General features: G+C 42.3%; 22 protein-coding genes and 1 pseudogene. 8 read left to right on the forward strand and 15 right to left on the reverse strand.

The window, feature by feature from the left end; all coding sequences use genetic code 11:
• Positions 1-111 (forward strand): annotated as a pseudogene (locus tag FTU91_RS12100) (IS701 family transposase); the annotation flags it as partial.
• Positions 112-195: 84 nt separating this feature from the next.
• On the opposite strand, the gene FTU91_RS12105 reads toward FTU91_RS12100, so the two are convergent.
• The 13 genes from FTU91_RS12105 to FTU91_RS12165 form a co-directional block, all read right to left on the reverse strand.
• Positions 196-564: a GFA family protein gene (locus tag FTU91_RS12105; protein ID WP_180082284.1), complete on the reverse strand. Its 369-nt coding sequence runs from the start codon at positions 562-564 to the stop codon at positions 196-198.
• Between the two features lie 46 nt (positions 565-610).
• Positions 611-2,050 (reverse strand): M48 family metalloprotease, encoded by a 1,440-nt coding sequence (locus FTU91_RS12110; RefSeq protein ID WP_180082285.1) that lies wholly within the window; start codon positions 2,048-2,050, stop codon positions 611-613.
• A gap of 85 nt (positions 2,051-2,135) precedes the next feature.
• Positions 2,136-3,104: a D-glycerate dehydrogenase gene (locus FTU91_RS12115; protein ID WP_180082286.1), complete on the reverse strand. Its 969-nt coding sequence runs from the start codon at positions 3,102-3,104 to the stop codon at positions 2,136-2,138.
• Positions 3,101-3,766: a hypothetical protein gene (locus FTU91_RS12120; RefSeq protein WP_180082287.1), complete on the reverse strand. Its 666-nt coding sequence runs from the start codon at positions 3,764-3,766 to the stop codon at positions 3,101-3,103. The genes FTU91_RS12115 and FTU91_RS12120 overlap by 4 nt, the downstream gene beginning before the upstream one ends.
• Before the next feature lie 97 nt (positions 3,767-3,863).
• Entirely contained in the window at positions 3,864-5,753 is a 1,890-nt protein-coding gene (locus FTU91_RS12125; RefSeq protein ID WP_086195554.1) for a M48 family metalloprotease, read from the reverse strand.
• A gap of 90 nt (positions 5,754-5,843) precedes the next feature.
• A complete protein-coding gene (gene purF, locus FTU91_RS12130) occupies positions 5,844-7,382 on the reverse strand; it encodes an amidophosphoribosyltransferase (protein ID WP_086195555.1) in 1,539 nt (512 codons plus the stop codon).
• Positions 7,383-7,406: 24 nt separating this feature from the next.
• Positions 7,407-7,991, reverse strand: coding sequence for a CvpA family protein (locus FTU91_RS12135; protein WP_180041771.1), 585 nt, complete (start codon positions 7,989-7,991; stop codon positions 7,407-7,409).
• A complete protein-coding gene (locus tag FTU91_RS12140) occupies positions 7,988-8,998 on the reverse strand; it encodes a quinone-dependent dihydroorotate dehydrogenase (protein ID WP_180041773.1) in 1,011 nt (336 codons plus the stop codon). Before FTU91_RS12140 ends, FTU91_RS12135 begins: the two co-directional genes overlap by 4 nt.
• A gap of 90 nt (positions 8,999-9,088) precedes the next feature.
• Positions 9,089-9,568: a type II secretion system protein GspM gene (gspM, locus tag FTU91_RS12145; RefSeq protein WP_086195558.1), complete on the reverse strand. Its 480-nt coding sequence runs from the start codon at positions 9,566-9,568 to the stop codon at positions 9,089-9,091.
• Positions 9,568-10,707 carry a type II secretion system protein GspL gene (gspL, locus tag FTU91_RS12150; protein WP_086195559.1) on the reverse strand — a complete coding sequence of 380 codons (1,140 nt, stop codon included), beginning with the start codon at positions 10,705-10,707 and terminating at the stop codon, positions 9,568-9,570. Before gspL ends, gspM begins: the two co-directional genes overlap by 1 nt.
• Before the next feature lie 30 nt (positions 10,708-10,737).
• Complete coding sequence (locus FTU91_RS12155) at positions 10,738-11,193, reverse strand: histidine phosphatase family protein (protein WP_180041775.1); 456 nt, start codon at positions 11,191-11,193, stop codon at positions 10,738-10,740.
• Between the two features lie 71 nt (positions 11,194-11,264).
• Complete coding sequence (locus FTU91_RS12160) at positions 11,265-12,338, reverse strand: NAD(P)H-dependent glycerol-3-phosphate dehydrogenase (RefSeq protein WP_180041777.1); 1,074 nt, start codon at positions 12,336-12,338, stop codon at positions 11,265-11,267.
• A 33-nt stretch (positions 12,339-12,371) separates the two neighbouring features.
• Positions 12,372-12,947, reverse strand: coding sequence for a nitroreductase (locus tag FTU91_RS12165; protein ID WP_180041780.1), 576 nt, complete (start codon positions 12,945-12,947; stop codon positions 12,372-12,374).
• A gap of 227 nt (positions 12,948-13,174) precedes the next feature.
• Between FTU91_RS12165 and FTU91_RS12170 the strand changes: the two genes are divergently transcribed.
• Positions 13,175-13,552 carry a hypothetical protein gene (locus FTU91_RS12170; protein WP_180041782.1) on the forward strand — a complete coding sequence of 126 codons (378 nt, stop codon included), beginning with the start codon at positions 13,175-13,177 and terminating at the stop codon, positions 13,550-13,552.
• A 125-nt stretch (positions 13,553-13,677) separates the two neighbouring features.
• On the opposite strand, the gene rhlB is transcribed toward FTU91_RS12170, so the two are convergent.
• Together rhlB and FTU91_RS12180 are read right to left on the reverse strand one after the other, a co-directional pair.
• Complete coding sequence (gene rhlB / locus FTU91_RS12175; protein ID WP_086195564.1) at positions 13,678-14,829, reverse strand: ATP-dependent RNA helicase RhlB; 1,152 nt, start codon at positions 14,827-14,829, stop codon at positions 13,678-13,680.
• Between the two features lie 99 nt (positions 14,830-14,928).
• Entirely contained in the window at positions 14,929-15,141 is a 213-nt protein-coding gene (locus tag FTU91_RS12180) for a cold-shock protein (protein ID WP_004648643.1), read from the reverse strand.
• Positions 15,142-15,523: 382 nt separating this feature from the next.
• Between FTU91_RS12180 and FTU91_RS12185 the strand changes: the two genes are divergently transcribed.
• From FTU91_RS12185 to FTU91_RS12210, 6 genes are all read left to right on the forward strand, one after another.
• Positions 15,524-15,757 (forward strand): sulfurtransferase TusA family protein, encoded by a 234-nt coding sequence (locus tag FTU91_RS12185; protein WP_180041784.1) that lies wholly within the window; start codon positions 15,524-15,526, stop codon positions 15,755-15,757.
• A 140-nt stretch (positions 15,758-15,897) separates the two neighbouring features.
• On the forward strand, positions 15,898-16,767 hold the full coding sequence (gene rpoH / locus FTU91_RS12190) for an RNA polymerase sigma factor RpoH (RefSeq protein WP_086195566.1): 870 nt from the start codon (positions 15,898-15,900) through the stop codon (positions 16,765-16,767).
• A gap of 147 nt (positions 16,768-16,914) precedes the next feature.
• Positions 16,915-17,280, forward strand: coding sequence for a DUF423 domain-containing protein (locus tag FTU91_RS12195; protein ID WP_086195567.1), 366 nt, complete (start codon positions 16,915-16,917; stop codon positions 17,278-17,280).
• 16 nt (positions 17,281-17,296) lie between these two features.
• Positions 17,297-17,494, forward strand: coding sequence for a sulfur carrier protein ThiS (thiS, locus tag FTU91_RS12200; RefSeq protein ID WP_180041786.1), 198 nt, complete (start codon positions 17,297-17,299; stop codon positions 17,492-17,494).
• A gap of 11 nt (positions 17,495-17,505) precedes the next feature.
• Positions 17,506-18,291, forward strand: coding sequence for a thiazole synthase (locus FTU91_RS12205; RefSeq protein ID WP_180082288.1), 786 nt, complete (start codon positions 17,506-17,508; stop codon positions 18,289-18,291).
• Positions 18,292-18,417: 126 nt separating this feature from the next.
• Positions 18,418-18,851 (forward strand): DUF4372 domain-containing protein (locus FTU91_RS12210; RefSeq protein WP_180082289.1); only part of this gene is annotated, 434 nt, incomplete at its 3' end.

Consider the following 18,851-nt stretch of genomic DNA (forward strand, 5'->3'; position numbering starts at 1 on the left):
GAAAATGTATATCGTTGGCAGAAGAAATTATTTAGACCAATGATCAAAAACTTCATTGATGACTTTATTCTCGATAAAAATCATCTGCTACCACAGAGAATCTATAAATAATAGTGCGTAAGTCCTACATTTAATCATTAAAACCATAAATTCACCCGCAGATTATCACAAAGTGAGCAAATTCAGCTGTAGATTTTATTCATCTATATACAGAAAATCAGGTTTATAGTGCATATAGGCTTGCTCGGAAGGTACAGGTAAATGCCCTTGCATTACCGTTCCCAAACGTAAACGAATAATACCCGGCACATCGACCCGATATGAATAAATCGGACTACCGCATTCCTGACAAAAAACCCGGGCTTTATTCGGAGTATGGAAATATTCTTTTAAAAATTTAATACCGTGGGTAATCTCAAATTCTGATTTCTGTAATGGACTATTCCAGCCAAAGATGGAACCTTGAGCCATTTGACAATCCTTGCAGTAACAGATGATGGTTTTTTCAATTTCACCCTCATAACGATACTTTACTCTTCCACACAAGCATTGACCTTCTAGCATGCGTCACTCCTTATTTTTATTATCATTGCAGCATAATCATATCCGGCTAAATTCTGAGCTGTCGCTCTTTTTGCATTTCCTGAATCCGTGCTTTTAATTTTGCCGCCAGCATTTCATTATCTTTAATCAGGCGCTGGGCATGCAATAAGGATTTAATCGCATTTTCTTCCAATCCTGACCAGTATTCCACTTCTGCCCGGTAACGCAGCACATTCACCGTTCTAAACGGTGACTGCCGGTCTATATTGGCCGCTTGCTGCATCAGGCGCCAGGCCTGAATATCACGCGGATTTTTATTGATAAAGCGCTGAATCAGGCTGAATGCCAGTACAGGCTCTTTTTGACGGATATAGACTTCTGCCAGCTTAAAAGCCAAAGCCCGGTTTTCCGGCATGATCCGTGCTGCCGATTGAACGGCCTGATAGGCTTGCTCGGTTTTATTTTGTCCCAAATAAATATCGGTCTGAATTAAAACCAATAAGTTATTTAGACGCTGCTGTGCTTTCGCCTGATTCAAAACCTGCTGTGCCAGAACATAATCGCCCTGTTTTAAATAAAATGCGGATAAAACCAGCTGGCCGGCAAAATTATTTCGATTTGCCAAAACCTGGAGTTGCTGTTCCGTCGCCTGATTTGAAATGACCCGGCTATACCATTTCAGGATTTCAAAATCTTCATCATGTAAATTTGATTTTATACGGGGAAATTGATTAGCCCTTAAACGTGCCTCACTCATCCGCTCGGTGCTGAGTGGATGGGTGAGCCAGAAATCAGGCAGAAAACTGACTTTACTGGTTGCCCGGTCCATCACTTCAAAAAAATCCGCCATACTTTGCGGATTATAGCCTGCGCTATACATATACTGCATGCCAATCCGGTCCGCTTCACGCTCCTGATTACGGCTATAGTTCAGCTGTTTATCCATCATCGCTGCCTGAGAACCCAACATCACTGCAGTTCCGGCATCACCATCCGCTTGAGAAGCAATCAGCGCACCGACCAGCAATCCCGCCAAGGTTAACAGGCCCTGCCCCTTAAAAGCTTCCTGTGAACGACTGTAATGACGTTGTGACACATGCGCCACTTCATGCGCCATCACTCCAGCGACTTCATCCATATTTCGGGCAGATATCACCATTCCCGTGTTGATGGCAAATAACCCACCCGGAACAGCAAAAGCATTGATTTGCGGATCATTGATAATCACCAGACCTATGGGCTGACCCAGCTGGGTCTGGCTTAAAATATGTGAGAATACACTCCCCAACTGATCTTCCAGCCACGGATTTTGCAAGACAGGCATTTGGTGCTGGACTTCACGAAAGACCTTTTCACCTATCATTTTTTCTTTTTGCTGGTCAATCAGACCAACACCACTACCAATTTCAGGAACATTAAATTGTGAGGTTAAATTGAGATTTGCACTGTGCGTTAATGTGATTGCTGAAATCAAAGTCAGGTTACACGCCCATAAAAACCGTTTCAATGTGATGTTCTCAAACTGCTTTTTTCAATTCACCTGACTATAACATTGAAAATTGGAGCAATTTGCAATGAAGTGTTATCAAAGTTTAAGTAAAGGCAGGATTCACCAGATAAGGCGGTGTACGGCCTTCCAGCACATCCACCAGGTTACGATAGGCCAGCTCAGCCATTTTTTTACGCGTTTCAGCAGTCGCAGAACCGACATGCGGCATAGTCACCACATTTTCCAGAGCAAAAAGTTCTGATTCCTGCAAAGGCTCTTTCACGTAGACATCCAGTCCAGCCGCGAAAATTTTTCCGGCTTTAAGTGTATTAATGAGTGCCTGCTCATCCACTACAGAACCACGGGCAATATTGACAAAAACTGCATGTGACTGCATTTGATCGAACTCGTGCTGCCCAATCAAGGCCTGAGATTCCGCATTGAGATCAACAGCAACAACTATAAAATCAGACTGCTGCAATAATTCATCCAAGGCACAATAACAGGCGTTTAACGGCTGTGCCAGTTCAAGTTTTTCACGGCGGTTATGATAAACAATGTTCATGTTGAAACCATAAAAGCCACGGCGTGCAATCGCAGCACCGATATTGCCCAAACCGATGATCCCGAGAGTTTTACCAAAAACATCCTGCCCGAATTGCGCCGTCCCCACAGTGCGTTGCCATTTTCCCTGCTTGGTCCATTGATCCAGAGCCGGAACTTTACGTGCTGCGCTCATCAGCAGACTAAACGCCAAATCGGCAGTGCTTTCGGTTAATACATGCGGGGTATTGGATAACCAGATTTTTTGCTGGTTTAAGTAGGACAGATCGTAATTGTCATAACCGACACTGACACTGGAAATAATTTTAAGCTGCTGTGCCGTCGCCAGATTTTTTTCATTCAGTAACCGCCCTGCACCAATCATTGCATCGGCATCTTTAACTTGCTCAAAAATCTGTTGGTTGACATCACCCTGTTTCGGGTTAATGATGACCACCTGATATTGCTGTTGCAAGCGCTGAAGGATATCCTGATCTAACTGGCTAAAAACCACGACTTTCTTGTTCATGTTCCATCCGTGTTTTGAGGCGATTTTTGCATAAACTGCCACAAGCGTTTTTTTAACAGGGGCTGAGTCAGCATTTCCTGCAAACCCGCCAGATTGATGCTTTTTGAATGTTTTAAATAAGCACTCTGCCCCAGAAAAATAATATTTTTATCTGCACTGATTGCATCTAAAAAGCCTTGTACATAACTTTCCGCACCGTGACCATCCTGAAAATTCATTAAAGGAAATGGCCACTGCAATTCATTATATTCACCCGATACTGCATGTTGAATATTATGCCAAAGTTGCTGCTGCTCAGCGGTGATTTCTGTTGTGTCCACTACAATTACACAGTGTGACAAAGCCAATGCTTGCAGTTGAAAAGGGGAAATTTGCTGTGCCGGACGTGTTGCTATCTCTTCAGCGACAATTTCAATTTTTTTTTCTACTGCTGCAATTGGAGAGATTAAAGACTCGGTGCGTTCAGGCTCTTGCCTTTGGTCTGCTTTAAGGGCTAGTGGTAGTACGGCTGGTGCTTTTGCCAGCACAATTTCAGTCTGATATTCAGCTGCTGCCTGATCTCGCCACAGCGATGAAGATGGCATTTTTTGACATACAACATCCCGAGGAACCCAGATATCAATTCCTAAAGTTGCCAATATGTCACGCTGATGCCCTATCATCTTTTTTCATCACCAATTGAATAGTGGATATTCTAACGAGATTAGCGATTTTTTGCTGGGCTTTTATTGAATCATCCGGCATTTTGTCGTATGGGGATTAGACGATCATCAAACTGTTTTTCTTCTGCATCAACTCGACAATTTCATCGGTTTCAAAACCAAAACGCCAATACAACAGCTCCAGAACATCCAGTTCATCTTGGGTAATAATACGATCATTCCACAAACATAATTCTGCAATGCCTAAAATACTCAGACGGTCACGCAGTAGTAAACCCGCAATATCATTCAAAATTTCTGCTAAATCAATCGGCTCGTCCGAAATTTCAGCATAAATTTCCAGCTCTTTGACAGTTAATACCCGTTTCAGGATTTTTTCACGCACATCAAGCTGATTGTGGCTATTAATTTGCTGCACATGCAATAAGGCATCAATCAAACGTACAATATGCGGTTTCACCTCATCCAAAGACGTTGGAGTATGAATCGGTAAAAGATTCAATTCATGTTTCACATATTCAAGCAATAAAGCATCCAATAAACCAATTTCACCATCTTCCTGAATAATTCGCGCCAGTTTCATCAAAAACTGACGTGCAATGGTCGCTGGCATAGAGCCAATATTTTTACATGCCTCGCGAAAGATCGAGATATGAACCCGTCCATCTAAATGCAGTAATGAATCCACAATGGCACGGCTGACTTCGGCTTCAGCCGGAATAAATTCACGGTACTGCCGAATCATTAAAATGGCCACCATCACTTCCCGTGAACCCGTAGCAGTCTGCAATGCACGCTGGATTAATTCAGGACGCTGCATATTGTTTCGAATTTCTGGATTTAAGGGTTTAATGGCATCCTTCAGGGCAAAACTGATCGGTGATAGACGCAGCAATGGCAAGGGTTGCGGGGAGCTCCAGGGTATATAAACTTCACTGTTCAGCTCCTCAAGCGAACGGAACAGGCTAAATAAGGGCTGATTGCGTAATTTCTTCAAATTTTCAAGCTGTAAATCCTGCACCAAGCCAGGGTTCAACTCATAAATACGTTGATCAATACGTGGATGAATATTCATCCAGTTCTGTGGACCTAAAGAGTTGGCAAAACACATATGCGAAATGGATTCTGCATATTCACTATGAATTTGTGATCCTGAATGATGTACATGAATTCTCAATAAGGTTTGTACATTGGCATCATTTTGGATCAGACGTCTGGTTTTTTGATCATTCTTAAAAGTGCGGCTACCGAGTGAAATATATTTAATAAAACGGGTAATCAAAACCCCTAAACTTCCAACCAACCAAATCAGCCCACCCATAGCCACAAAAAAAGTCGCAAGTTTATGCCTATATGCCCGACCATGCTTGGTAAAGCCCAATTTGGCAATTTTACTGCCCCACTGGCTCAAAGTCGTCAGGCTGCTGTAAAGAATTTTTAGACGCGTATTTTCAGCTGTTTCACCCGATAAAATTTTATTGAACTCATGACTTAACAAACCATACAATTCTAATTCATCCAGATTCTGCAAAGCACCCCAGGTTAAAATGATCACAATATCACGTGGATAAAATCCGGCCGTCAATGCATTTACCCCGACTTCATCAGGCAACACATATACCGTAGGTGTATCAATTAAAAAGGTTTCAGCCAGCTGTTCGGTAATTTTTAGGGCTATACTTTCTTCAGGAATACTTTCGATTAAGTTTAAACGACGAGCTCCCATCTGTTTCGCCAGTGAATGCCCACCAGAACGAAAAACATAGAACTCATACCCTATAGAAACAGCCATCACACTCAGTAATAAAGCAATCAAATAAGGACTTAACACATGCCAGAATATGGATTGAGTTTGATCAAAATAAAAAACATTCAACCCCAAAATGGTATTTAAAATAAATAATGTCAGCAACACCGCGAGTACACAGATACTTGCAGACCAAATCATATTTTTGTTTTGAATAAAAGAATAACCCGCACTCTTCAATGTAAAGTTCCTTTATTACATTGTATTTATCTACTCATCATAAATTAAAAAAGCGGGAAATTCCCGCTTTTCATCGCATGCAAGAAGAATTTATTCTTCTTTCACGCCAGTCAAGTCCACTGACGCCGCATCAATATTGACATCAATATAACCGTCTTGAGCTTTTTTAGCAGAGTCATTACGCTTACTTTCCAGTTCCTCCAGATAAGCTTCATCGATACCGCCCGCTACATACACACCATCAAACACCGAACAGTCAAATTCCTGTAATGCTGGTACCTTGTTGGTACGAACTGCGCCTTTTAGATCTTCCAGGTCCTGGAAAATCAAACGGTCTGCACCAATAATTTCACGGATTTCTTCAACACTGCGGTTTGAGGCAATCAGTTCCGCTTTTGCTGGCATATCAATACCGTACACGTTTGGATATTTTACCATCGGTGCAGCCGAAGCAAAGAATACTTTTTTCGCCCCGGAATCACGTGCCATTTGAATAATTTCGTTACAGGTGGTACCACGTACAATCGAGTCATCCACCAGTAAAACGTTTTTGCCTCTAAACTCCAGTTCAACCGGGTTGAGCTTTTGACGTACCGATTTCTCGCGTTGCTGCTGACCCGGCATAATGAAGGTACGTCCGATATAACGGTTTTTCACAAAACCTTCACGGAATTTAACACCCAAACTATTTGCCAGTTCCAAAGCAGAAGTACGAGAAGTATCCGGAATTGGAATCACCACGTCGATGTCGTGCTCATCACCCCATTCACGGATAATTTTGCTGGCAAGCTTTTCGCCCATTTTTAAACGTGCTTTATACACTGAAATGCCGTCAATGATGGCATCCGGACGTGCAAAATATACATATTCAAAGATACAAGGACGATATTCAGGATTTTCAGCACATTGCTTACTAAACAGCTCCCCCTTTGAAGTAATCAAAATGGCTTCGCCTGGTTCAATATCACGTTCAACTTTAAAGCCTAAAGCGGTAATCGCTACAGACTCGGAAGCAATGATATATTCAAGGCCTTTTTCCGTTTCACGAGAACCATAAATCAATGGACGAATACCATTTGGGTCGCGGAAACCCACCAGACCATGTCCAGTAATCATGGCAACTACACCATAGGCACCTTTACAGCGCTCATGTACACGTGTCACCGCATTGAAGATATCTTCCGGCGACGGATTCAACTCGCCACTTTTTTGCATTTCATGAGCAAAAACGTTTAACAGCACTTCAGAATCCGAATCGGTATTCATGTGACGAAGATCTGTTTTAAACAAATCTTCATGAATTTCTTCAGCATTAGTCAAGTTACCGTTATGCGCCAGGGTAATTCCGTAAGGCGAGTTCACGTAAAATGGCTGTGCTTCTGCACTGCTCGAAGAACCCGCTGTCGGATAACGTACATGACCAATACCGTAATTCCCTAGCAGTGCACGCATGTGACGCGTATGGAAGACATCTCGCACCATACCGTTGTCTTTACGCAGGAATAGCCGCCCTTTATGACAGGTTACTATTCCGGCTGCATCCTGACCACGATGCTGTAACATCGTTAATGCATCAAACAACATTTGGTTAACGGGTGACTTACCAGCTATACCAACTACTCCACACATAGCAACCTCGCAAACAAGCTAGGATTAATAAAAAGGATTATTTGTTGATTCGCCTGTACGCGCTGCATGCTTCTGCGTTTTTTCAGACGATGAGTCGGAAGATGACGCTGCGTCTTCAGACTTGATATGAGCAAGTGCCCCTTGCGCCGCTTCTTTAGAAAGTTCGGTCGCCCAAGGCGCATACGGAATAAGGAGTTGTACAAATTTAGACTGTTTCCAGTGCGGAGAACTTTCCACCCAGGGACCCAGGCCCTGCATGGTGATGAGTACAATCAATAAACCTTTTAAAGAGCCAAAAGCACCACCTGCCAAACGGTTCAATGGGCCGAGTTTCAGGCTCTTCAATACTTTGTTCAGAAATGCGGTGACAATCCAGGTTAACACCACCATGACCAATACAATAAATGCAAAAGCTGCTATTTTTTGTACCACTGGATCTCCACTGAGCGAGACCATCGAAGGTGCCAGGATGGCTGCGTATTTTGCACCGATGACCAGCGCAAGAACCCATCCTACCAAGTTCGCAAAGGCTGAAACCAATCCTTGTCGCAAACCGTTGAGCCCTCCAATGAGCAAGATAATCAGTATAAAGATATCCAGTGTATTCATGGTGTGTTTAAAGCATCAATACAATCTTTAATCAGGGCTGGACCTGTATATATGAGGCCACTATAAATTTGTACAAGACTGGCACCGGCCTGTTGTTTCGCAATGGCCTGTTCGCCCGACAAAATTCCGCCTACCCCGATCAATGGAATCTGACCTTTTAATACTTTAGCAAAAGCAGCAAGACAAGCGGTACTTTTTTCAAATACAGGCGCACCGGACAAACCACCCGCTTCGTTGCCATATTTCAGGTTTTCCACCCCTTCACGTGACAAGGTGGTATTGGTCACAATCAAACCATCAATTTTAAACTGGAGCAATTGTTTCGCAATGAACTGGATATCTTCGTCGGTCAGATCAGGAGCAACTTTAAGCACTAAAGGCACATAATGCTGATACTCTTCCGCCAGTTCAAGCTGACGTTTTTTCAAGGTTTGCAGCAATTCTGTTAATGCATCGCCGCTTTGCAGGCTGCGCAAGTTTTTAGTATTTGGTGAGGAAATATTAACCGTGATATAGGAAGCGTAGTTATAGACTTTTTCCAGACAGATCAGATAATCATCCACAGCATTTTCAACCGGGGTATCGGCATTTTTACCAATATTAATGCCCAAAATACCTTTGAATTTTGCTGCCTTGACATTTTCAATCAGCTTGTCTACACCGTCATTATTAAATCCCATACGGTTAATAATGGCCTTGGCTTCAGGCAAACGGAATAAACGGGGATGTGGATTGCCCGATTGGGGACGTGGTGTAATGGTTCCAATTTCAATAAAACCAAAGCCCAGCCCAGCCAGAGCATCAATATAAGCGCCATTTTTGTCCAGACCAGCTGCCAAACCTACCGGATTGGGAAATTCAATTCCCATACAGGTCACAGGTTTGGACGCTACGTTTTGACGCATCATGCCCATGCGATGAGCTGATTTCAATAACGATAGTGTGAGCTCATGTGCACGCTCTGGTGCTAAAGAAAACAACAAAGGGCGGGCAAGAGAATACAACATATCTATAAAAGTCTACTGCTTTTTAAGTCGGCATATTATAGGCATAGCCCGCAGAAAACGCCATGCTTCACAGATCTTTATTTTTACCCTTTATTGCACTGTCGCTGTTAATTTAATCTGACCAGCATCAGAAATTAGTTCTATTTTCTCAAGGCTTAGACCCATTTGTACTAATTGGGTTAAAAAATTTGCCAAGATGGCATAATTTTCATGTGCCGCAACAATCTGGATTTGCTCACCCGTTTGCTGGGAAGCCACCGATAATCCCTGCTGCTGGGCAACACGCTGAACCTTTTCTGCAGCAGTTAACTGCACGTCATCTGCAGGTTTCATGGTGACTGCATTACTTTGCATCCATACAATCATATCCTTAAGATCATTGACCCGATTCTGCTGTTTATTCGCAGCGGCATGCATATACCAGAGTGCCGAACCAATAACCGCAATCACAACAAAAATAGTGGTAAAGATCACCATATAACGTTCACGTTGCGACAGCTGGTCCAGATAATCCGTGACTCTTTCAATGAATTGATCAATCGAGTTTTGCAGTTTTTCTGATGTATTCATTATTGTATTTTCACCAATCCAATTGCACCTGGACCATTGGGCTGAACAGTGCCTAATTCTGCCTTAAAGCCTTGCTGATTGAGCTGCTGGGTTAAATTTTGCAAAGCAGCCGCAGAATTGGCTTTCAATTCCATATTTAAAATAGAAGCTTCATAATTGATACGATTAGCCACGATCTGATTTTGCATCAGCACTGGACCAATCCGGCTTAGCAGCTGTAAAGCTTGAGTATTGGCACTTTTATTTAAGCGTACATGACTTTCAAACTGGCTTTTTAAATTCTGCTCGGTCACACGACTACTCTGTCCAAACCAGTACTTATACTGATCAATCGCTTGCAACGCAGTCTGGTCTGCCACTTTTTTATATTTATACCAGCATGTTGCATCATAGCCAAACTGGACAACAATAGCAGCAACCAAGACAGCAGCACAGGCTTTCCAATAACCGGACATAGCCTGACTGTTTTTAGCTTTAGGTAGAATATTAAAAGGATGAAGTCGCGCTTTTTTTAATACCGGTATTTCATAATGGAAAGATTCAATCTGTTCCTGCGTCACCATGGCTTCAAGGCTTTGCATTTGTTCAGCGGTAAAATTACTGATTTTATAAGATTGCCCCGAAGGCTGATAATCTAAAAACAGTGCCAGATCATCCACCGAATTGCCCATAAATTCACTTTCACGCACCAGCAAGCGCCCGGACAGGTTCGCAATGATGATCTGCCCCACTTCTGGAGCTGGTAAAATGAGAAAATCGGGCAATAAGGAAGCAACTTTAACCGGGATTAAGTTCAAAGCATGTTGCAAGGTTTCAACCGTACTATTTGCCACACCCAAAATGATTAACTGATCGGGATTTTGAAAATGATGCAATATTTTCATGGAATCGATGGGCAAAAGCACAAATTCTTCTAATAAATATTTAACCCCATCCGTACCCAATTTCTTGTACTGGGGCCTGGATAGACTCTGTTGCAGCATTTGTACATCACGACTGGGAAAAAATACCACAGCTTCTTGTCCATGATAGCCTTGAATATCTTGAATTAATTGTTCAAGACTAAAGGCCTGAGACCAACTCTCTCCAGTTGACCAGTGCCAAACCCCATTGGCTTCAGGCATCCATAAATACAACATCAATATTTTTCTGCCGTTTTAATTAATATTCTATACATTTGGAATAAAACTTTTTAACTGTGTTGATAATCCTGTTGCAATCACTGCTTGTTCATATATCCGCGCTTCAGCCAGAGCATACGGATGAGAAGGTTCTGCGGTCAACAATGATGCCATATGCGCCACTACATTCATATGACACACCACCACAATAGACTCATAAGGAAGCTGAGACAGCCAGTCTACTGCCAATTTTGCATCATCATCCGGCTTAATCTTATTGCACACCAGTACGGGTACATCACGAAAATAATGTTGTAAATGTGCCAGGGTTTCCTGCGCACGCAATAAGGGACTCACCACAAAAGCATCAGGACGAATGATATCCTTTAAATATTCTGCAGTGAGTTGGGCCTGCGCATGTCCACGCTCGGTCAAAGGACGCTTATCATCATTGCCATGCACCGCTGGAGCGGCTTCACCATGACGAACTAAGGTAAGTTGCATAAAAAATTCCTTATTTTCAAATATGCAGCAATTATAACCAAGCTTTATGAACGCAATAATATGATTTAAAATTACACTTCATTGTGAGGTAAAACAAATTCCACATCGCTACGGTGACCATTTTTCATGAGTGAAAGTGCAATGCTTAAAGGCGGTGCACCTTCAAAAATCACATCATATAATGCACTGGTAATTGGCATATAAACACCTAATTCTTCCGAACGACTACGCACCTGTACAATGGTATTGATCCCTTCCGCAGTTTGGCCCAATTCTTGGGTGGCCTGTTCCAGAGTCTTACCCGAACCTAAGGCAAAACCCACCTGATAGTTACGGCTGAGCGGACTATTACAGGTTGCAAACAAGTCACCCACGCCAGACAACCCCAGGAAAGTCAGCGGGTTTGCACCCAGTTTCACCGCAAAACGGCTCATTTCTGCCAGTGCACGGGTTAAAATCATGCTCTTGGTGTTTTCACCCACCTTATAAGCCGCAGCCATACCCATGGCAACAGCATAGATATTTTTTAACGCCCCGCCCAGCTCCACACCATGCACATCATCGCTACCAAAAACACGGAACAATGCACTATGCAACGCTTGCTGTACGGCATAACGCACCAGTTCCGATTGGCTGGCAATCACCGTTCCTGCAGGTTGCCCGGCCATAATTTCCTTGGCCAGATTCGGTCCTGAAAGAACACCATACGGAACCTGAGGCAATTCTTCATGAATGATATCGCTCATGAAATGAAAAGTTTTTGCCTCAATGCCTTTGGTTAAGGAAATGACAGCCTGCGAGCTAATAAAAGGCTTAATTTGTTTCAGTACATCGCGAAAAGAATGGCTAGGAATAGCCACCAAAATAATGTCACGATTACAGACAGCTGTTTCTAAATCCGACACCGCTTTTAAACCCGGCTCCAAAACAAAATCAGGTAAATAGCGTTTATTGATATGGGTCTGATTAATTTCTGCTGCCGCTGCCTCATCACGAATCCAGATCATGGTATCACAACCATTGCGTACAGCAGTATTTGCCATTGCAGTACCAAAACTGCCACCTCCCAACACGGTCACACGCAAGGCCGTTTTTTGATCAACCACAACCGGTTCAACAAGATCTGAAAATTTCAACTCTGACATTATTTTTATATCTCAACTCATGATTCAATACAGTTACTTATTCCAGTAACTGATATAGTTTTGTATATCCACTACTGTACGCGCTGGAATCGCTTTCGCTGCGGTTCCAATATAAATAATTCCAGAAATTAAATCATCTTCTGATAGTCCCAGGCTTCGCTTAAACAACGGCGACTCAACCACCGCTCCGCTACGCCACATGGTTGAAAAGCCTTGTACCTGTAAAGACAACAAGAAGTTTTCTATTGCCGCACCTGAACTTAAGGTTTGTTCAAAATTAGGCACTTTAGGATGGGGCTGAAATTGGGTTAATGCCAAAACCAGCAGCGGCGCACGAAATGGATGGTTTTTTACCCGATCCAATTGAACAGAATCAGTTTCACCCAAATCCGCCAAAGCTCTGGAGAGCAACTCACCAAAAGCTTCACGCTGATCACTCGGAATCACCACAAAACGGGTAGGCTTTAAACGATGATGATCTGGTGCAGTCAAAGCCGCCTGAAAGGCTTTCTCCAATTGCTCTGCATTCGGCGCAGGCTCAACCAAATGCCCAATCGACTGACGTTGATGAATATTTTGATGAACCGTATCTACCGCTGAATCCGTCATTGACTTTGATATCTGTGTACTAAATATTTCATCAAGATTAGCATAATCTTGTTCAGATACTCTAGAGCGCTGAGTGAATGTCTACTCCACAATATTCAAGTTAACCAACTTTTAGTCACAGAGAGTTCATATAAAGCTGCATATTTCATACAAGTCCTTCAAAAATCATTCAAAAAATCATGTTCAAATAATTCAAACTCTTTTTAAAACAATCCCAAGGGAAAAAGATGAAACAAGTTTTTGCACTCGCTTCTATTGCCGTTGCTGTCGCCTTAACTGCCTGTGCATCCAATCCAACCACCTCATTAGCGATTCAAAAAGAAAATAATCAATATGAAGTGACGGGTATCGGTAAAAGCAGTTTAATTTCTAAAAATAATGCGATTACTGCAGCCAATAATGCGTGTGGTAAAAAAGCCATGCCTGTTATCGTGAATGAAAAAACTGAATACAATGGTGCCTTAAAAGGGGTCGTCGATGAAAAAACCGGACAAATGATTCAGGCTGCAACTACTGTTCTGGGTACCTTGGCTGGCAAAAGCGGCAGTCTGGCACGTGATGAAGACTATCAAACCGTACTGACCTTCACTTGCCGAGCCAACTAAACATTCAAATAATGGCCTATTTCATCTTATTCATTCAATACAACTATCCAGGGCAAAAAAGCCGCTTCAATAAGCGGCTTTTTTGTTTATCGCATTATTTAATGCTGAGATAAATATCTTGAAAATTAACAATAACCTTCAAGACGGGTTAAAGGCAATTTCTGACCAATGGCTTTTTCAATTTCCGGAAGATAGAACGCATCATCTTCAGACAGGAAACTGATACTTACCCCACTACTTCCCGCACGGCCGGTACGGCCTATACGATGCACATAGTCGTCAGACTGCTCAGGAAGGGTAAAGTTGATTACATGCGAAACACCGTCCACATGAATACCACGACCTGCAACATCGGTCGCGATCATAATATTATGTTGGCCATTTTTAAACTGATCCAGCATTTTTAGGCGCTTGTCCTGTGCAATTTCACCTGACAACATCACCACTTTATAACCGTCTTTTTTCAGGTGATCATAAAGCTTACGTACCTGGTCACGACGGTTAGCAAAAATCATGACTTTTTCAATCGGCTCATCACGCAAGATTTCTTGCAACAATTTATATTTATCAGTTTTGGCAACCATATAAACGCGTTGCTCTACATCGGCATTGGTTTTCTTTTCCGGCTCAATTTCCACAGTCACCGGTTCGAACAACCACTGTTGCGCCAGATTCAATACATCATAGCTAAAGGTGGCAGAAAACATTAAGGTTTGACGCTGTTCTTTACGCGGAGAAAAACGCACAATCCGTTTTACCGATGGAATGAATCCCATATCCAGCAAACGGTCTGCTTCATCAATCACCAAAAATTCAATCTGGTCCAGCCAGACTTCTTTTTGCTCAACAAAATCGATTAAACGGCCTGGCGTCGCCACAATAATATCGACAAAATTTTTATCCAGCTGCGCTTTCTGCTTATCAAAATCTACCCCACCCAGCAAAGTCACCAGATGTAGATCGGTAAATTTGGTAAGCTCTTTGGCATCACTTTCAATCTGCAAAGCCAGCTCACGTGTAGGCGCAAGAATCAGCGCACGTGCTTCGCCACGAAAACGTTGCTCTTTAATCGGATTATTGAGCAAATCATTAATCACACTCACCAGGAAAGCCGCCGTTTTTCCTGTACCGGTTTGTGCACGACCAATGGCATCATGTCCAGCCAGAGTGAATTTTAAAACCTTTTCCTGAATAGGTGTCATTTCTTTGAAACCTAAAGCATCAATCGCCTGTTTCAGTTTCGGATGTAAATTTAAGGTTTCAAAACCAGATGACATATAAATGTGCTCTAACTTAATGATCAGGAAAAATAGGAATCTATTATAAACAAAAACGCCCCAAATTACATTGGGGCGTTCTCATGAATAATCAGGCGATTAGTCTAAAGGTTGTACTTCTTCAGCTTGGAAGCCTTTTTGACCTTTAACTACGCTGAATTCAACACGTTGGCCGTCACGAAGTGAACGGTGGCCGTCACCTTGGATAGCGCGGAAATGAACGAATACGTCGTCGCCGCCGTTACGTTGAATAAAGCCGAAGCCTTTAGTGTCGTTGAACCATTTAACTACGCCTTGTTCACGAGCTGTCATAAGTTAATCCTCATTGTATTTAATTAAAGGACCACCCGGTGTTGCAAACAGCAGAGTAAACAAGGTTTAAAAATAATTATTATTTCTAAGCTTGTAATCATTCTGTATTACTATTAACAAAATCCCGGTTACATCCATTGCAATATCCAATTTTAAGACATTTAAAATGCTGTCATAAATTTGAATACGCAACGAGCTTAACACGGGTTTATGACAATTCATACTGTTTTTTTTGATTAATCTTCTTTTTGATTCAGCTTCTTTTTTACTAATTATTTCCTTATTTTAGATAAGTACTTTTATGTTGAAGTTCTATAATTTTATTGGGCTTTGGCACTAAATTTGCTAATATTTATCGAAATTGAATTAGATATTAAATGCGATGAATGATCTGACCAATTCGGTAATAATCATTGATGCCATGGGCAAGCCTTGCCCCATGCCGTTATTGATGCTTAAGCGAGCGATCAAGAACAAATCGGGCGGCATATTTTTACTCAAATCTTCAGATCCACATAGTCAGCAAGATGTAACGCGTTATTGTTCAATGCATCAAATGAACTGCAATATGACTAAAATTTCTGATTTTGAATATCACTACTTAATTGAATCTTAATTATTTTCAATTAAACTAGAACGTTTCAAATGTGCATAAAAAATTACATTTCTCTACCCAAATTTCCTAAACTCGCTGAAATATTGGATTAAGATAAATTTATTAAGATGGTTATGTCATCCAACTCTCAAGGAGAACACATGAGTGACAGCAGCAATCAATTGATGCCCCTGTCATTATCGGCACCAGGGGTAAATCTCGGTGCTTATATAAGTACTGTCAATCAGATTCCTATTTTAACGGCTGAACAAGAAAAAGAGTTGGCCGAACGCTACTTTTACGACCAAGATTTAGATGCTGCGAAAATGCTCGTGATGTCTCATTTACGTTTTGTAGTTCATATTGCCCGCAGTTATGCCGGTTATGGTTTGCCGCAAGGCGACCTGATTCAGGAAGGCAACTTGGGCTTAATGAAAGCAGTGAAACGTTTTGACCCAAATATGGGCGTGCGCTTGGTGTCATTTGCCGTACACTGGATTAAAGCTGAAATTCATGAATACGTGATCCGTAACTGGCGTATTGTTAAAATTGCTACGACCAAAGCTCAACGTAAATTATTCTTTAATCTACGCAGTTTAAAAAAATCCAGTAAAAAACTCACTCTGGATGAAGCACAATCCATTGCCAATGACTTGAATGTCACACCTGAACAGGTGCTGGAAATGGAAGGCCGCCTGACCGCCTACGATGCTGCTTTTGAAGCGCAAGGCGATGATGATGATGAAGGTTCAACCCACGTCGCGCCAGCCTTATATCTGGAAGATAACCGTTATGACCCGGCACGTCTGGCTGAAGAAGACGACTATGAAGAACAAAGTACTTCTGCCCTGCATGATGCCATGGATCAACTGGATGACCGTTCGCGTAACATTTTACAGCGCCGCTGGCTGGATGATGAAAAATCGACGCTGCATGAACTGGCCGCGGAATATAATGTGTCTGCCGAGCGTATTCGCCAGCTTGAAAAAAACGCCATGGAAAAAATTAAAGTGGCCATGTCTTCCAACTAGATGACCGAACATATGCAAGGTATTTCGAAAAAAGGGCCAAGTGCTCTTTTTTCATATGCAGGCTGCAGTAATGTTGCTTTTTGCCTTCCGTGCAAGTACCAGAATATGCTAAGTTATGGGGCAAATTTACTCAGGTAGTCATTGCTTATGTGGATTGCAATTTCAGCCCTCAATTTAGCTTTTGCTGTCATGCTTGGTGCTTTTGGTGCCCATGGCTTAAAAACTCGTGCAACAGAAGCTCAATTGGCGTGGTGGCATACCGCAACTGATTATTTTTTCTATCATGCGCTTGGACTTTTGGCGCTGGCCATTTTAGCCAGAGTCATTCCCCAACTTCCCATTAAAGCCAGTTTTATCCTGATTCAGGTCGGTATTTTCTTTTTCTGTGGTTCACTCTATGTCATGGCCTTAGGCCTACCCCGCGGTTTAGGAGCAATTACCCCAATTGGCGGCGCTTTAATGATTGCAGGCTGGCTGGTACTGGCATGGAATGCCTTTAAATACGTGAAATAGAATAAGGGAATTAACGATGCAGATTTATTTGAATGGCGAAGAAAAAAATACCTCATGCACTAATTTACTAGAATTAATTCAAGAACTTGAACTTGAAGGTAAACGTTTTGCTGTAGAACAGAATGAAATGATCATTTCCAAAAGCAAGTTGGCACAGACCCCAATTTGCTCTGAAGATCATATTGAAATTATTCATGCCGTCGGTGGCGGTTAATCGGAGCTCCCATGGAAGACACCCCACTTATAATTGGTTCTCGTACTTTTAATTCACGCTTATTGGTTGGTACAGGTAAATATAAAGATTTAACTGAAACCGATTTAGCCATTCAGGCCTGCGGTGCAGAGATTGTCACGGTCGCAATCCGTCGGGTCAATATCGGCCAGCATCCTGATCAGCCGAATTTGCTTTCTGTAGTCCCACCAGAAAAATATACCATTCTGCCTAATACCGCAGGCTGTTTTGATGCAAACAGTGCCGTGCGTACCTGCATGCTGGCGCGTGAACTGCTGGACGGGCACAACCTGGTAAAACTGGAAGTACTGGGCGATGAAAAAACCCTTTACCCAAATGTTACCGAAACCTTAAAAGCAGCGCGTACCTTAATTGATGATGGTTTCGAGATTATGGTCTACACCTCGGATGATCCGATTATTGCTCAGGAATTAGAGAGCATGGGCTGTGTGGCAATTATGCCCTTAGGTAGCCTGATTGGTTCAGGTTTGGGGATTTTAAATCCGCATACCATTTCTATTATTAAGGAAAATGCCAAAGTTCCTGTACTGGTCGATGCTGGTGTAGGTACTGCCAGTGATGCTGCAATTGCAATGGAGCTCGGTTGTGACGGCGTACTGATGAATACTGCTATTGCTGCGGCGCAAAATCCTATCTTAATGGCCTCTGCGATGAAAAAAGCGGTTGAAGCGGGTCGCAAAGCATTCCTTGCAGGCCGTATGCCGCGTAAACGTATGGCCAATGCCAGTTCACCTGAAACCGGTTATTTCTTTAAATAAAGTTAGAATTTAAAAAAGGACTCAGAGGAGCACTGCTGTCCCATAGTTTGATTTAAATAAAAAACCTGAGTCCTAACAGTTAAAATATGAGTACGAACCAACACTTTAACGACCAGGATTCAGGTTTTGTCACATCAGAATACCGTATTTCATCAGCTGATTAAACCCGTCGTGCGACAGGATTTTGAACAACTTGCTAAAGTACACCATGTTGGACAGAAATTTAGAGCGGCCTCAAGATGGGATCAGTTTATTGCCATATTGATGTCTCAACTTTCCTGCAGGCAAAGTCTGAGAGATATTCAATCCAATCTGGAGTGCCAACAGGAAAAACTGAGTCATCTCGGAGCAAAGTCTATACCCCGAAGTACACTGGCACGAATCAATGAGCAGCAGCCCGCGGTCTTGTATCAACAGCTCTTTTACAAGTTACTTAAATACTATGAACACTCAAAAGTAGCTCATAAATTTCGCTTTAAGAATCCATTATATTCCTTGGATGCCAGTCATATTGACCTGTCACTTTCCTTATGTGGGTGGGCCAAAGTTCACGACTCAAA

Source organism: Acinetobacter sp. YH12201, assembly GCF_013418145.1.
In the GTDB taxonomy this organism is placed as follows: Bacteria; Pseudomonadota; Gammaproteobacteria; order Pseudomonadales; family Moraxellaceae; genus Acinetobacter.

Coding starts and splice junctions, on each gene's coding strand:
- FTU91_RS12105 (WP_180082284.1), bottom strand. CDS start 564: ATGCTAGAAGGTCAATGCTTGTGTGGAAGAGTAAAGTATCGTTATGAG.
- FTU91_RS12115 (WP_180082286.1), bottom strand. CDS start 3,104: ATGAACAAGAAAGTCGTGGTTTTTAGCCAGTTAGATCAGGATATCCTT.
- FTU91_RS12120 (WP_180082287.1), bottom strand. CDS start 3,766: ATGATAGGGCATCAGCGTGACATATTGGCAACTTTAGGAATTGATATC.
- purF (WP_086195555.1), bottom strand. CDS start 7,382: ATGTGTGGAGTAGTTGGTATAGCTGGTAAGTCACCCGTTAACCAAATG.
- FTU91_RS12135 (WP_180041771.1), bottom strand. CDS start 7,991: ATGAATACACTGGATATCTTTATACTGATTATCTTGCTCATTGGAGGG.
- FTU91_RS12140 (WP_180041773.1), bottom strand. CDS start 8,998: ATGTTGTATTCTCTTGCCCGCCCTTTGTTGTTTTCTTTAGCACCAGAG.
- gspM (WP_086195558.1), bottom strand. CDS start 9,568: ATGAATACATCAGAAAAACTGCAAAACTCGATTGATCAATTCATTGAA.
- gspL (WP_086195559.1), bottom strand. CDS start 10,707: ATGTTGTATTTATGGATGCCTGAAGCCAATGGGGTTTGGCACTGGTCA.
- FTU91_RS12155 (WP_180041775.1), bottom strand. CDS start 11,193: ATGCAACTTACCTTAGTTCGTCATGGTGAAGCCGCTCCAGCGGTGCAT.
- FTU91_RS12160 (WP_180041777.1), bottom strand. CDS start 12,338: ATGTCAGAGTTGAAATTTTCAGATCTTGTTGAACCGGTTGTGGTTGAT.
- FTU91_RS12165 (WP_180041780.1), bottom strand. CDS start 12,947: ATGACGGATTCAGCGGTAGATACGGTTCATCAAAATATTCATCAACGT.
- FTU91_RS12170 (WP_180041782.1), top strand. CDS start 13,175: ATGAAACAAGTTTTTGCACTCGCTTCTATTGCCGTTGCTGTCGCCTTA.
- rhlB (WP_086195564.1), bottom strand. CDS start 14,829: ATGTCATCTGGTTTTGAAACCTTAAATTTACATCCGAAACTGAAACAG.
- FTU91_RS12180 (WP_004648643.1), bottom strand. CDS start 15,141: ATGACAGCTCGTGAACAAGGCGTAGTTAAATGGTTCAACGACACTAAA.
- FTU91_RS12185 (WP_180041784.1), top strand. CDS start 15,524: ATGAATGATCTGACCAATTCGGTAATAATCATTGATGCCATGGGCAAG.
- rpoH (WP_086195566.1), top strand. CDS start 15,898: ATGAGTGACAGCAGCAATCAATTGATGCCCCTGTCATTATCGGCACCA.
- FTU91_RS12195 (WP_086195567.1), top strand. CDS start 16,915: ATGTGGATTGCAATTTCAGCCCTCAATTTAGCTTTTGCTGTCATGCTT.
- thiS (WP_180041786.1), top strand. CDS start 17,297: ATGCAGATTTATTTGAATGGCGAAGAAAAAAATACCTCATGCACTAAT.
- FTU91_RS12205 (WP_180082288.1), top strand. CDS start 17,506: ATGGAAGACACCCCACTTATAATTGGTTCTCGTACTTTTAATTCACGC.